The sequence below is a fragment of the Kluyvera sp. genome (assembly GCF_047971185.1).
Taxonomy (GTDB): domain Bacteria; phylum Pseudomonadota; class Gammaproteobacteria; order Enterobacterales; family Enterobacteriaceae; genus Kluyvera.
Map to the genome: position 1 here is coordinate 59,062 of NZ_JBKDZH010000003.1, position 14,392 is coordinate 73,453.

The window sequence follows — 14,392 nt, forward strand, 5'->3', positions numbered from 1 at the left end:
GTTTCAGAGCTGGTTCTCTGCAGGCTGGTAATTGCGGCTCAGGCGGACAAACAGCATCGCGGTAGCGGCCAGTCCGCAAAGTGCAGCGCACATCAGCCACCATCCTGGCGAGCTTTTATCGCCGGTTATCTCAATCAGTGCGGTTGAAATGGCGGGCGTCAGACCACCAAAAATAGCGGTGGCGAGGCTGAAGGCGAGTGAGAATCCAACGGTACGCACATAGACCGGCATCACCTCGGTGAGCGCCGCAACCATGGCACCGTTATACATGCCAAAGAAGAACGAAAACCACAGCAGGACTACCGTCATCCGGGTGAAATCCGGCGCGGCGGTCAGCCAGTGCATGGCCGGCCAGGTGGTAACCAGCGCCAGCAGCGTAATGCCCATCAGTACCGGTCGGCGGCCAATGCGATCGGAAATCGCGCCGCCAATCGGCAACCAGATAAAGTTAGAAATGCCGACCAGCATGGTGACAATCAGGCTATCACGTGCGCTCAGGTTCAGCACCGCTCGGCCATAGGTTGGGGTATAGACGGTAATAAAGTAGAAGGTCGTGGTGGTCATCGCGACCAGCAGTGTTCCGGCGGTAATAATGCGCCAGTTTTTCACTATGGTGGTAAAGATTTCACGGGTGTCGGGGCGGTGCTTGCGCTGCAAGAAGGCTTCCGTTTCCTGCAGCGAGCGACGTAAAACAAAAATCAGCGGGATGATCATGCAGCCGATAAAGAACGGAATGCGCCAGCCCCATTCGGCGATGTTGTCATGTCCCAGCGTGAGGTTCAGGCCGTAACCAATCATCGCGGCGGCGACGATCGCCACCTGTTGGCTGGCTGATTGCCAGCTGGTGTAGAACCCTTTATTGCCGGGCGTGGCAATCTCGGAAAGATAGACTGAAACTCCGCCCAGCTCGACGCCAGCAGAAAATCCCTGTAGCAGCCGTCCCAGCAGCACCAGCGCCGGGGCGAGCAGGCCAATACTCTGATAACCGGGAACCAGAGCAATCAACAGCGTGCCACAGCCCATAATCGCCAGCGTCACCATCAGCCCCTTGCGGCGGCCGATTCGGTCGATGTAGGCACCGAGCACAATGGCCCCGATAGGACGCATCAAAAAACCAGAACCAAAAACGGCAAAGGTGAGCATCAGCGATGCGAACTCACTCTCGGCGGGGAAGAACGTCTTTGCGATATAGGTGGCGTAAAATCCAAACAGGAAAAAATCAAATTGTTCGAGGAAGTTACCGCTGGTCACCCGCAGTATTGCGCCAAAGGTGCCAGCGCGGGATGGTTGTTGGGCCATGAGGTTTGCTCTCCATTGTCTTTATCTTGTTTTTATAGAGGTAAGAGTGTGGGGGTCAGTCGCCTGCGACCCCCGCCTGTTTTCCACGTCGCTTCTCAATCGCCCATTTGAGTAAGGAAGCGCAGCGGTAGAATCCGTGGGCAAATTTTCCGTAGGGCAGCGTCAGGAACAGCGCCATCACCACCCCGAGATGTACGGCCAGCAGGATCCCCATCCATGAGGTGTCTCTTCCGGCAAGCAGCGCCAGGCCGGTTGAGCTGGTAAGCAGCAGCAGTAAAATGAAACCGCGATCCATCGGCTTCTGTCGCGCATCGCCGTGCAGCGGCGAGCGCCGCAGGTTCAGCCATAAAAGCCCCGCAGGCCCAACGATCAGGCCAATCCCTCCCAGCGTGCCGAGGATGACCGGCACGCTGAAGAAGGGATAGGGCGCTTCCCAACCGGCGAAGTAGTGATAGCCCGTCGCCACGATGGTGGCCGCGAAGCAGAGCATGAAACCGTAGAAAGTGAAGTGGTGAAAGCGACGACGCATCAGGGTGAAGGCGTCATCGGACTCATTGCAGCCCTTACCGTGGCCGCCGTCGAGGTACTTCAGCGTGAGGGCGTTATGCGATGCTTCGGCAATTTCCGCCGTTCGCGGTACGCCGGGGGCAATCTCCCGCCAGAAGCGGATAACCCCCGCCATCAGCAAACCAATCGCCGCCACAAAGATCGAGCCAAACATCCACGCCAGCAGGTTATGGGGGAAAATCTGGTAGAAATCGCCCGCCAGCGGCGGATGCGTCAGGGAACCTTTCAGCCCCATGGCGAGTAGCAAAAAGAGGATCAGGCTAAACACCAGCGCCAGCGTGACGGTCACGCCAGCGCGACGATACAGCGCGCCGAACGCGGCGGGCATGGCGTAATGCTGATAGGTCTCAAAGCGAACTTCCGCCATGGCTTTGGGGACATTGATAGCAAATTCATGCGGTGGGGCGTACTGACAGGCATGCAGACAGGCACCGCAGTTATGACACAGATTCGCCAGGTAGTTGATGTCCGCTTTACCAAACTCCAGCCGTTGGGTCATTGCCGGGAAGACGGCGCAAAAACCCTCACAGTATCGGCAGGCGTTACACACCTGCATGACGCGTTCGACTTCCGCTTCCGGCTCGGTAAGGATTTTCGCCTCAATGATCAGGTTCTCAAGCGACTTCATGATGTTGCTCCTTCAGTGCGGCCTGCGCGGCTTCATGTCCAGCAATCCGGCCAAATGTGGTGCCGATGGACATGCCTACGCCAGCGGTATAGCCCTTGCCCAGCACGTTCCCCGCCATCATTTCTCCGGCCACAAACAGGTTGCGGCTGGGCATCCCGGCGAAGTGCACGGCGGCCCGTTCGTTCACCTTTAACCCCAGATAGGTGAAGGTGATCCCCGGGCGTAGGGCGTATCCGTAGAAAGGTGGGGTATCGATAGGACGCGCCCAGTGCGTTTTGGGCGGTGTCAGATTGGCCGTCGCACAGTTATCGAGCCTGGTGTGGTCGAATTTTCCGGGCCGGCAGGCGCGGTTATATCGCTGCACGGTCTGAGTTAAGCGCGTGGGATCCAGCCCCAGTTGCTGAGCCAGCTCTTCCAGCGTATTCGCCTGTGCGCCGGGGAAAACGGGCGGCATAAAGTGGCCGATGGCTTGACTGTCGATAATGGAATAGCCAATTTGCCCCGGCTGGTGGGCGACCAGCCGCCCCCAAATGGCGTAGCGCTTCGGCCAGAAATCTTCGCCTTCATCGTAAAAGCGCTCGCCCTCACGATTGACGACAACCCCCAGCGAGACGCAGTCCACGCGTGTACAGATGCCGCCATCATACAGAGGGGCGCGGGCGTCAATCGCCACGCAGTGTGACTGGGAAGGATCGCCGATAATATCCGCACCGGCGTCGATCATGAATTTGAGCAGCACGCCCTGATTAAAACGGGTGCCGCGAATCAGGAAGTTGTCGGCGGGCCACTCGCCGCGTTCATTTTGCCCCCAGGCTTCGCGCAACCACTGGCGATTCGATTCAAATCCTCCGGCGGCGAGCACGCAGGTTTTCGCCTCAATACGTTCCGTTCCCGCCAGCGCCGCCACAAACTCCCCGTGATGCAGCTCAAGCGCTTGCACCGGCGTGTTGTAGCGAATCTGGACGCCCAGTTGCTCCGCGCTACGATAATAGGCGTTAACCAGCGCTTTGCCGCCGCCCATAAAGAACGCGTTGGTGCGCGCGACGTGTAGCGCACCGGAGAGGGGAGGCTGGAAGTTGACGCCGTGGCGGCGCATCCAGTCGCGACATTGTGAAGAGGTGCGAATCACCAGCCGCGCCAGCGCTTCGTTGGTATTCCCCTCCGTGACGCGCCAGAGATCCTGCCAGAACTCCTCTTCGGGATAGCTTTCAACCAGCACGTCCTGGGGCGCATCGTGCATGCAGCGTAAATTGCGGGTGTGCTGCGAATTTCCGCCACGCCATTCCCGGGGGGAAGCTTCCAGCAGCAGCACAGATGCGCCGGCTTCCCGAGCGGTTAAGGCGGCGCATAATGCGGCATTGCCGCCGCCAATCACCAATACATCAACCATCGTACACTCCATTACCATTTAACTAATTGTTAAATTTGTAATTGAAATGTATATGCAGGAGTCGTGTTGGCGCTATGGCGCGATGCTAAAGAGCCCTTTAGTTTGCGTAAAGGGTTGCCCCTGGCCAGCTTCCTTCCTCCACCAGCTGGCGCATGACTTTTGTCAGCACCACGCGGGCAGCAAGGCCTGCCGGGGTGAGCTCGTCATCAGAAAGGCTCACCAAAAAATTCGGGCGGCTGAGGATGGGATTGTGGACGCCGATCACCCTTAACGCCTGTTGGTCGACCTGGGAAATGGCGGCGCCGGGCTGAAGGGTGGCGCCAAGGCCGCTGCGTACGGCGTGCATCAGCAGGGCCAGACCGTCAATTTCAGCCACGATATCGAGGTTGAGCGCATGTTCCTGACAGATAGCATCCAGTCTGCCTCGCAGCCCATGACCCTGGCTTGGCATAATCAGCGGTATGTGCGCAAGCTGCGCTGGTGATATTTTCGGTTGCGTGATGCTGGCCAGCAGTGGCGGCGTTCCAATCAAAAACAGCTGCTCTTCGAGGATCGGCCTGGCGCTCCAGCGAAGGATCTTCTCTTTTTGAAACACGATGGCTAAATCAATCTGGCGTGTATGGATCATCTTCTCCAGGTTACCGGACAGACTCTCCACCACATGAAGGCGGACATCGGCGTAGGTTTCGCGCATGGCGTGAATAAACGGCATGCCGAGAATCGATGCGGTACTCGGCGCCATGCCGACGCTCACGTGCCCGGAAAGGCGCGCCTCGCGGGCGGCCAGAATGGCGTCGTCCGCATGACGCAGCGCCAGCTGAGCCTGGGAATAAAAGGCCAGCCCGGCGTTGGTCGGCGTGACGCCGCGCGAGGTCCGCTGGAACAGGCGGATGGCAAGCTCGCTTTCCAGCTTCGCCATCTGCTGGCTGAGCGCCGAGACGCCAATGTCGAGATCGAGCGCTGCATTGCCCATACTGCCGGTTTCCACAATACGGACAAAATAACGCAGCTGGCGAAGTTCCATTTCGGGTCTCCTGGCGGGCAAAGTTGCTTTTACCATACGTAAGGTGAAGCAAATTGACCAGATTACGCCCATAAAAAAAGCCAACCTTCAGGCTGGCTTTTCAGGCATCATGAAACGCTATTTTTCAACGCCATCATGCGCATGTTCATCTTCGCGGCAGTCGCCTTCAGCGCAGTGGCCGTAAAGATAAAGACTGTGGTTGGTCAGACGAATTCCGTGCTTCGCGGCGATTTCGCGCTGGCGAGCTTCAATAGAGTCATCGCTGAACTCGATCACTTTGCCGCAGTCGAGGCAGATCAGGTGATCGTGGTGATGCTGCTGGGTCAGTTCGAAAACGGATTTGCCGCCTTCAAAATTATGACGGGTAACGATACCTGCGTCATCAAACTGGTTCAGAACACGGTAAACCGTGGCCAGGCCAATTTCTTCACCCATGTCGATCAGGCGTTTGTATAAGTCTTCCGCGCTGACATGGTGGTTATCCGGTTCCTGAAGAACTTCCAGAATCTTTAACCGTGGAAGTGTGACTTTCAGGCCAGCCTTCTTTAATGCGGTATTATTGTCAGTCATGCGGAATCTGTCCTGTTGCTAAACGATTAACTTCCATCAGCGAAAGTATCACAGAGAATTCACCCGTTTTAATGCGTCTCATTATAGAATGACCCTATCAAAATGAAAACAGCAAGGCTTGGGTAAACTAAGCTTTCAAAAACGAGGCTTCACCGACAAATAGAGTGATGAGACCGCGCTAAATCAGAAGATATTGTACAGGTATGTGCTGAAAAGTTAAAAAATTGTAGCTATTATTTTGATTGGTTCTACCTATTAATGAGGCGCGATTTATTATCGCGCCTCAAAATAATCAGGCGTTCTTGATTTCGTCGAGGTGCAGCTCTTCAGCCACCTGCTTAACCCATTTTTCCACGCGCTCAGCGGTCAGCTCCGGCTGACGGTCTTCGTCAATCGCCAGACCCACGAAGTGGTCGTCATCGGCCAGGCCTTTCGACGCTTCGAAGTGGTAGCCCGCGGTCGGCCAGTGACCGACGATAGTCGCGCCGTTTGGCTCAATGATGTCGCGAATGGTGCCCAGCGCATCGCAGAAGTACTCCGCGTAGTCTTCCTGGTCGCCGCAGCCAAACAGGGCCACCAGCTTGCCGTTGAAGTCCACTTCTTCCAGGGACGGGAAGAAATCATCCCAGTCGCACTGCGCTTCACCGTAGTACCAGGTCGGGATACCCAGCAGCAGGATATCGTAGCCCGCCAGGTCTTCTTTGCTGCTCTTGGCAATGTCGTGAACGTCAGCGACATCTTTACCAAGCTGTTTTTGAATCATTTTTGCGATATTTTCGGTGTTCCCGGTGTCGCTACCGAAGAAGATGCCAACGATTGCCATGAGTAAAATAACCTCTTGAAACTTAATGAGATGGTGGTGGCTTATTGCCCACAGATAAGGGCAATCATAGCAGAACAGAGAAGGGTGCGGAAACAGCTATCGTGCCGTACTGCACACTCTGCTACATGAAAGTGTCTTCAGGGGGGATTTTTCAGACTTTCCCCTGTCCGTGCAGCTGGGCGAGCTGGCTCATCAAAATCTCTTCGATAAGTTCGCTGCGGCTCATATCACGGGCAGTCGCCAGCTCGTTGAGCGCATCAACGGCGTCGCTATTCAGCTTCAGCTCGACGCGCTTCAGCCCACGAACCTTGTCGCGTTTAAGCTGGTTGCGCTTATTAATGCGGAGCTGTTCGTCACGCGAAAGCGGATTGGTTTTGGGTCTTCCCGGCCGACGCTCATTTGCGAACAAATCTAATGTCGTACGGTCCGTTTGTTCTTTTGCCATGGTTCAGAGTGACTTCGGGGAAACAAGCTACCGGGCGGCGCCCGGTGCAGACAGCGCGCAATCATACAACAGTGGAACCCGCACGCCAACGACCACGGCCATTATGGCGCGCGGTCGATGGATTTTTAATCACTCGGCGAGGTAGCGGCGGATAGCGCGCAGCACGGCGTCCGGTTTTTCCGCATGCACCCAGTGGCCCGCGCCGGCGATGACGTGCGCTTTCGCCTGCGGGAACTGCGCCAGCAGATCCTCGCGACAGGCTTCGGTGACGTACGGCGAGTTGCCGCCGGGAATGAACAGCGCCGGATGCTCCCAGGCCGGAATGGTTTCCCAGCCGACAATGTGTGGATACTGTTCCCACAGTACCGGCACGTTAAAGCGCCAGCCACCGTCAACAAACGACTTCAGCAGGAACTGGATCACGCCTTCTTCATGCAGATATTCGCGCATCACCGTTGCCGCCTGCTGGCGCGTGGCGACGCCGGCGCTGGTCACCGCGTTGATGGCGGCAAAAATTTCATCGTGGCGGCGAACGTGATAGTCCACCGGGGCGATGTCGATAGCCACCAGGCGATCGATACGTTTCGGGGCCAGCGCGGTGAGGGCCATAACCGCTTTACCGCCCATCGAGTGGCCGATAAAGGTTGCCTTGTCGATGTTCGCCGCGTCGAGCGTGTCACGCAGATCTTCGGCCATTGCCGGGTAGTTCATCACGTCTGAACGCGGTGACAGACCGTGGTTACGCATATCGACCTGGATGATGTCGTGGTCGGCAACCAGGTCGCGGGCCAGGATGCCCAGGTTATCCAGGCTGCCAAACAGGCCGTGGACCAGGACGATGGGGGAATTATTGTGCAGGTTTTGTGCAGATTGCGCTCGGAAATTCAATTTCATAGCAAAGTTCTTTTTTTCGCATTGTCGGGTTAGGGTATCATGTTGGACATTCTAACGCTCAGGGGCAAGTGAGGAACTCATCCGAATTTTGCCGTTCCCCTGGTTTGGCGCTACCCGCTGTTGGGAATTGACTTTATAATCCCAATGAAACTGTATTCAGAAAATTTATCGCACCGGATTAAGATGAAAACGATCGAAGTTGATGACGAGCTCTATCGCTATATTGCAGCCCACACTCTGCGCATTGGCGAGAGCGCGTCCGACATTTTACGGCGTATGCTGAAATTCTCCGCCGCTTCCCAGCCGGCAGCCGTGGCCGCCGCGCCGGTCGTCAAAGCAGAACCGGTTGCCGCTCCGGCGCCCGCTGCTGCCCCCGTTGCTGAGGTGAAAACGGTTAAAACCACCAAAGATAAAGTCCGCGCCATGCGCGAACTGCTGCTCTCCGACGAGTATGCCGAGCAGAAGAAAGCGGTAAACCGCTTCATGCTGGTGCTGACCACGCTGTACTCGCTGGACAACAACGCGTTTGCTGAGGCAACCGAATCCCTTCACGGCCGTACCCGTGTCTACTTTGCCGCCGACGAGCAAACGCTGCTGAAAAACGGTAACCAGACGAAACCGAAACAGGTACCGGATACGCCATACTGGGTCATTACCAATACCAATACGGGCCGTAAATGCAGCATGGTCGAACACATCATGCAGTCAATGCAATTCCCGGCGGAATTGATTGAGAAGGTTTGCGGTACCATCTAATACTGACAATCTAACCCTTGCATAAGAAGGACCAGGCAATGGCAAACCATACCCGTGCGGGTCAACCTGCACAGCAGAGTGATTTGATCAACGTCGCTCAACTGACGGCCCAGTATTACGTGCTGCAGCCGGACGTGAGCAATGCGGAACATGCGGTGAAGTTCGGTACCTCCGGCCATCGCGGTAGCGCAGGTCGCCACAGCTTCAACGAAAAGCATATTTTAGCCATTGCTCAGGCAATTGCTGAAGAGCGCGCGAAAAACGGAATTTCGGGCCCATGCTATGTCGGAAAAGACACGCACGCGCTTTCTGAGCCGGCGTTCATCTCCGTGCTGGAAGTGTTAGCGGCGAATGGCGTTGATGTGATTGTACAGGAAAACAATGGCTTCACGCCGACCCCGGCGGTTTCCAACGCTATCCTGGTGCACAACAAGAAAGGCGGCCCGCTGGCCGATGGCATCGTGATTACGCCATCCCACAACCCGCCGGAAGACGGTGGCATCAAGTACAATCCGCCAAACGGCGGCCCGGCTGATACCAACGTCACCAAAGTGGTTGAAGACCGCGCCAACGCGCTGCTCGCCGCAAACCTGGATGGCGTGAAGCGTATTTCCTACGATGCGGCGCTGGCGTCGGGTCATGTGAAAGAAGTGGATCTGGTGCAGCCGTTTATCGAAGGGCTGGCGGATATCGTCGATATGGCGGCTATCCAGAAAGCAGGGCTGACGCTGGGCGTCGATCCGCTGGGCGGTTCCGGTATCGAATACTGGAAACGTATCGCCAAACACTACAACCTGAACCTGACCATCGTTAACGACCACGTTGACCAGACTTTCCGCTTTATGCACCTCGATAAAGACGGCGCAATCCGTATGGACTGCTCCTCCGAGTGCGCGATGGCGGGCCTGCTGGCGCTGCGCGACAAGTTTGACCTGGCGTTTGCTAACGACCCGGATTACGACCGTCACGGTATTGTGACTCCGGCCGGGTTGATGAACCCGAACCACTATCTGGCGGTGGCGATCAACTATCTGTTCCAGCACCGTCCACAGTGGGGCAAAGAGGTTGCCGTGGGTAAAACGCTGGTCTCTTCCGCAATGATTGACCGCGTGGTGAACGACCTGGGCCGCAAGCTGGTGGAAGTGCCGGTGGGCTTTAAGTGGTTTGTTGACGGGCTGTTCGACGGCAGCTTCGGCTTCGGCGGCGAAGAGAGCGCGGGCGCGTCCTTCCTGCGCTTCGACGGTACGCCGTGGTCGACCGATAAAGACGGCATCATCATGTGCCTGCTGGCGGCGGAAATCACCGCGGTAACCGGTAAGAACCCGCAGGAGCACTACAACGATCTGGCAGCACGCTTCGGCGCGCCAAGCTACAACCGTCTGCAGGCGAGCGCGACCTCCGCGCAGAAAGCGGCGCTGTCTAAACTCTCCCCAGAAATGGTGAGCGCCAGCACGCTGGCCGGTGACCCGATTACCGCACGCCTGACGGCGGCGCCGGGTAACGGTGCTTCCATTGGCGGCCTGAAGGTGATGACCGACAACGGCTGGTTCGCCGCGCGTCCGTCCGGTACGGAAGATGCGTACAAAATTTACTGCGAAAGCTTCCTTGGCGCTGAGCATCGCCAGCAGATTGAGAAAGAAGCGGTAGAGATTGTTAGCGAAGTGCTGAAAAACGCCTGATATCATCGCTGTTAAGACAAAGGAGCCGTAAGGCTCCTTTTTCATATTCCCTGATGCTGGCGGCAGGTTAGCGTCTGGCAATCCATTCGCACGACGCATACCGCTTTCATCATATCGTCACGATAGCTGAAGGTTTTACCCGGTACGGCCTGCCGCATGATGAGGTCCAGCCCGGTGGTCATTTCTTCGTACTCTTGCAAAATCGAGGCTTGTCCACTGGCGAGGATGCTGGCGTACGCACAGCTATAATCGCAGGCATCCTCGGCGGGAATTAAGTGGTAATCACCGTCTATTTCCAGACTGATCGCTGGATTTTTGCGCAACAAGCGCATCTTTTTACCGGTGCGCGCACCGTGGAAATAGAACGTCCAGCGTCCGTCCTGATAGAAATAACCAAAATTGACCGGAACAATGTACGGGCTGCTCTCATCGTTCAGTGCGATACGGCAAATTTGCTGGCGGTGAATAAGACGGCGGATCAGTTCTGGGTCGGAGACAATACGATCTGGATTACTCAAGTTAGCTGCCCTATCAACGAAAGAAAAAAAAGCGGGCTGTAGTCGCCTACAGCCCGGATGGGGTAATTAATTATCCGTGTTTATTCTTTAACTCGAAACGCGGCGACACCAGACCGTACAGCGTCCAGCCGAGGAAGGTCACGATCGAGCCGTACAGCATCGCTTCTTCACCGGAAGAGAACAGCGCATAGAAGCTGTACATCGCACCAATAAACGCCACAATGTTAGCCATACGCGCTTTGCCAGCCGGAACGTTCGCCATTCGCTGGATGATGACCAGCGCCGCCATCGACAGAATGTACGGAATAATGTTGGTCACCACCGCCAGGTTAACCAGCACGTTGAACTGGTTGTTCAGCGACGGGCTAATGGTCATCAGCGACAGCCCGGACTGAATCACCACGATCACCAGCATTCCTTTAACTGGCGCATCCGCCTTGCTAACCTGAGAGAACACTTTCGGGAAGTAGCCTTCGTCCGCTGAAGATTTGAAGACCTGAGCGATGGTGAACTGCCAGCCGAGCAGCGAACCGCAGCAGGACATCACCATCAGCGCCATGATCACTTTACCCACTTCTGGTGTGAACATCTGCGCAAAGGCCAGGCCAAACGGCGCGGTGGAGTTGGCCAGATCCATATTCGGCACAATCCCGGCAATCACGTTGGTGGAGATGATGTAAATCACCGCTGCCCCGAGCGTCCCGCCGAGCACGGCGATCGGCACGTTACGTTCCGGGTTTTCCACCACTTCGGCGTTAGCACAGGCGGATTCCAGACCGAGGAATGCCCACAGCGTCATGGCGATGGAAGAGCCGACGGCGCTAAAGAACGGTACGTGGTGCGGGTTCCAGGACTCGACGTACATCGTCGGGCTGAACCAGAACCAGCCAATCACGCACAGACCGACCACCGGGATAATGACACCCCATACCGTGATGCTACTGATCTGTCCGGTAATGCGCGCACCACCGAAGTTAGCCACGGTGCAGATCCACAGCACGCCGATGGTGGCCAGCCCAATCTGTACCGGGCTAAGCGTGGCACCGAAAAGCTCGGTGCCATAACCCACAGCCGAAATCGCGATAGCGACGTTGGCGATCAGCAGTGAAACCCCGTAGGTATAGTTGGCCATAAAGTTGCCCGACTTACCAAAGGCATACTCGGCATAGCCGCCCATGCCGCCGGATTTCTTGCTGAACATCCCGCACTTCGCGAAGGCCCAGGCCAGCGCCATCGAACCGACGGCGGTGACCAGCCAGGAAATAATCGAAATGGTGCCGACTTCAGCGAGCTTGGTGGGCAGCATGATGATACCGGAGCCCATCATGTTCACCATCGTCAGGATGGTGAGCTGAACAACACCCATTTTGTTGTTGGCTTTGCTCATAATTTCTCCCCTTTCAGCAGCGCAGGCAGCGGCTGCTGAGGTTTAATCACGTTGCACCACACTTCTTTGCGACCGTCGTGTTCCTGGATGTAAACCCCCTGCAGCTCTGGCGCGAAGCCCGGCAGCAGGTTGATGCCTTCTTCCAGCGCTTTGAAGTAGCGCAGCACGGAATCTCCCCAGATTTCACCCGGGACGACGCACAGCACGCCAGGAGGATACGGCAGGGCGCCCTCGGCGGCGATTTTGCCTTCCGCCATCGACAGCGGCACCAGATCGACCTCGCCGCGAATGTAGGCAAAGTTCGCATCCTGCGGGTTCATGCTGACGCGCGGGAAGTGCGATTTACGGAACATCTCTTTTTGCAGCTGTTTGACGTTGTGGCGGGCATACAGGTTATGCATTTCCTGGCACAGTTGACGCAGGGTATAGCCGGCGTAACGATCTTTATGCTGACCGTAGAGCGACGGCAGCACCTCTTGCAATGGCGCGTCAGATTCCAGCAGCGTTTCGAAGCGCACCAGCAGCGCCACCAGCTGCTGTAGCTTGGCCATATCTTCCGCTGGCGTCAGCAGGAACAGGATTGAGTTGAGGTCGCATTTTTCCGGTACCACGCCGTGTTCACGCAGGTAGTTGGCCAGAATGGTGGCCGGCACGCCAAAGGTGTCGTACTCGCCGTTAGCGTCAATGCCCGGGGTAGTCAGCAGCAGTTTGCACGGGTCAACGAAGTACTGATGCTCCGCGTAGCCTTCAAAGCCGTGCCAGCGTTCCCCCGGTACGAAGTGGAAGAAACGCAGGTCGTTAGCAATCTGCTCGGTCGGCCAGGACTGCCACGGTTTACCGTCAATCTCGGCGGGTACAAACGGACGAATGTGGTGGCAGTTATCGAGAATCAGCTTACGCGCTTCGATACCGGTAGAAACGCAGTCCATCCACATATTGCGGCCCGCCTGGCCTTCATGCATTTTGGCGTTGACGTCCAGCGCGGCAAACAGCGGATAGAACGGGCTGGTGGAGGCGTGCATCATAAAGGCGTTGTTAAGGCGTTTATGCGGAACGTAGCGCTGCTGGCCCTTGATATGACTATCTTTTTTATGAATCTGCGAGGTTTGAGAGAAACCGGCCTGCTGCTTGTGCACCGACTGGGTCACCAGAATTCCCGGATCGTTTTCATTCAGCTCCAGCAGCAGCGGCGAGCAGTCGGCCATCATCGGAATGAATTGTTCATAGCCGACCCACGCGGAGTCGAACAGGATGTAGTCGCACAGGTGACCGATTTTATCCACTACCTGACGGGCGTTATAGATAGTACCGTCGTAGGTCCCCAACTGAATCACCGCCAGACGGAACGGACGTTCGTTGCGCGCGCGGTTTGGCGCCACTTCGGCCACCAGCTCACGCAGATAACCTTCTTCAAAGCAGTGGGCGTCGATACCGCCGATAAAGCCGTACGGGTTACGCGCGGTTTCCAGGTAGACCGGCGTAGCCCCGGCCTGCAACAGCGCACCGTGGTGGTTGGATTTGTGGTTGTTACGGTCAAACAGCACTAAATCGCCTGGGGTCAGCAGCGCGTTGAGCACCACCTTGTTGGAGGACGAGGTGCCGTTCAGCACGAAGTAGGTTTTATCGGCGTTAAACACTTTCGCCGCGTGCTGTTGAGCAATGCACGGCGCGCCTTCGTGGATCAGCAGATCGCCCATCGCCACGTCGGCGTTACACAGGTCGGAGCGGAACAGGGTTTCGCCGAAGTACTCGACAAACTGGTTCCCGGCCGGATGGCGGCGGAAGAATTCACCGCCCTGGTGCCCCGGGCAGTCAAAGGCGCTGTTGCCCTGTGCCACGTAATCGACCAGCGCGCTAAAGAACGGCGGGCGCAGATTGACTTCATACTTGTGGGCGGCAGCCTCCAGCTGGCGGCCGTAGAAATCGTTGCGGGTTTCGTCGTGCTCAAATACCCCTTGAATGCGAGCAAGATATTCAGCCGGAACAATCTGGTCTTTATTAATAGCAATAAACACCGGCAGGTTATAACCTGTAGCATCTATTTCATCGAGTTTACCGCACTCAACATCTTCAATAGATAATACGGCCGCCGCGACATCAATAAAGTGGGTGTCGCAGGTATTGATAATACTACGCTGGGTAGTGAAGCAGTCAGGGCATGAACGACTAACGGCAATTTTTAATTCAGACATTTTTTCGACTCTTTATTTTAGGTAATAGCAGTCCCTCAATTTCTCTATGGAGAAATTGATATCGCCGGAAAAAAAGCAATACGATCCCGCTGACAATAAAATCAGAACATTGCTTTTTTCAGAATGTGGCAAACCCAACCGGTCCGGTGGCCGGCAGATACAGGTTTGTCATGGCGAGCGCTGGCAGCAGGCTAGAAGCCTGAATTAGCAAGGAATAACT

At 56.3% G+C, this 14,392-nt stretch carries 13 protein-coding genes; 2 read left to right on the forward strand and 11 right to left on the reverse strand.

Annotated elements, in window-relative coordinates:
- Positions 1 to 3 precede the first annotated feature (3 nt).
- From ACK5JN_RS00490 to ybfF, 8 genes are all read right to left on the reverse strand, one after another.
- Positions 4 to 1,299: an MFS transporter gene (locus ACK5JN_RS00490; RefSeq protein WP_416868346.1), complete on the reverse strand. Its 1,296-nt coding sequence runs from the start codon at positions 1,297 to 1,299 to the stop codon at positions 4 to 6.
- Positions 1,300 to 1,354: 55 nt separating this feature from the next.
- Complete coding sequence (tcuB, locus tag ACK5JN_RS00495; protein ID WP_416868347.1) at positions 1,355 to 2,494, reverse strand: tricarballylate utilization 4Fe-4S protein TcuB; 1,140 nt, start codon at positions 2,492 to 2,494, stop codon at positions 1,355 to 1,357.
- Complete coding sequence (gene tcuA / locus ACK5JN_RS00500) at positions 2,481 to 3,884, reverse strand: FAD-dependent tricarballylate dehydrogenase TcuA (RefSeq protein WP_416868348.1); 1,404 nt, start codon at positions 3,882 to 3,884, stop codon at positions 2,481 to 2,483. The genes tcuB and tcuA overlap by 14 nt, the downstream gene beginning before the upstream one ends.
- A gap of 97 nt (positions 3,885 to 3,981) precedes the next feature.
- Positions 3,982 to 4,908, reverse strand: a complete 927-nt coding sequence (gene tcuR / locus ACK5JN_RS00505; RefSeq protein WP_416868349.1) for a tricarballylate utilization LysR family transcriptional regulator TcuR — start codon at positions 4,906 to 4,908, stop codon at positions 3,982 to 3,984.
- Between the two features lie 117 nt (positions 4,909 to 5,025).
- Positions 5,026 to 5,478 (reverse strand): ferric iron uptake transcriptional regulator, encoded by a 453-nt coding sequence (gene fur / locus ACK5JN_RS00510; protein ID WP_013367108.1) that lies wholly within the window; start codon positions 5,476 to 5,478, stop codon positions 5,026 to 5,028.
- A 292-nt stretch (positions 5,479 to 5,770) separates the two neighbouring features.
- Entirely contained in the window at positions 5,771 to 6,301 is a 531-nt protein-coding gene (fldA, locus tag ACK5JN_RS00515) for a flavodoxin FldA (protein ID WP_064548295.1), read from the reverse strand.
- A gap of 151 nt (positions 6,302 to 6,452) precedes the next feature.
- A complete protein-coding gene (ybfE, locus tag ACK5JN_RS00520) occupies positions 6,453 to 6,746 on the reverse strand; it encodes a LexA regulated protein (protein WP_416868350.1) in 294 nt (97 codons plus the stop codon).
- 129 nt (positions 6,747 to 6,875) lie between these two features.
- Complete coding sequence (gene ybfF, locus ACK5JN_RS00525) at positions 6,876 to 7,640, reverse strand: esterase (protein WP_416868351.1); 765 nt, start codon at positions 7,638 to 7,640, stop codon at positions 6,876 to 6,878.
- Between the two features lie 183 nt (positions 7,641 to 7,823).
- Here ybfF and seqA point away from each other — a divergent pair, with 183 nt between their 5' ends.
- Complete coding sequence (seqA, locus tag ACK5JN_RS00530; protein WP_416868352.1) at positions 7,824 to 8,396, forward strand: replication initiation negative regulator SeqA; 573 nt, start codon at positions 7,824 to 7,826, stop codon at positions 8,394 to 8,396.
- A gap of 38 nt (positions 8,397 to 8,434) precedes the next feature.
- The gene (gene pgm, locus ACK5JN_RS00535) at positions 8,435 to 10,075 is read left to right on the forward strand and encodes a phosphoglucomutase (alpha-D-glucose-1,6-bisphosphate-dependent) (RefSeq protein WP_416868353.1); all 1,641 of its coding nucleotides are present in this window, start codon (positions 8,435 to 8,437) and stop codon (positions 10,073 to 10,075) included.
- Between the two features lie 41 nt (positions 10,076 to 10,116).
- Here pgm and ACK5JN_RS00540 read toward each other — a convergent pair whose 3' ends face one another.
- The 3 genes from ACK5JN_RS00540 to speF form a co-directional block, all read right to left on the reverse strand.
- Entirely contained in the window at positions 10,117 to 10,593 is a 477-nt protein-coding gene (locus tag ACK5JN_RS00540) for a pyridoxamine 5'-phosphate oxidase family protein (RefSeq protein WP_416868354.1), read from the reverse strand.
- A gap of 70 nt (positions 10,594 to 10,663) precedes the next feature.
- Positions 10,664 to 11,980 carry a putrescine-ornithine antiporter gene (gene potE, locus ACK5JN_RS00545; protein ID WP_416868355.1) on the reverse strand — a complete coding sequence of 439 codons (1,317 nt, stop codon included), beginning with the start codon at positions 11,978 to 11,980 and terminating at the stop codon, positions 10,664 to 10,666.
- Positions 11,977 to 14,172: an ornithine decarboxylase SpeF gene (speF, locus tag ACK5JN_RS00550; RefSeq protein ID WP_416868356.1), complete on the reverse strand. Its 2,196-nt coding sequence runs from the start codon at positions 14,170 to 14,172 to the stop codon at positions 11,977 to 11,979. The genes potE and speF overlap by 4 nt, the downstream gene beginning before the upstream one ends.
- Positions 14,173 to 14,392: the final 220 nt, after the last annotated feature.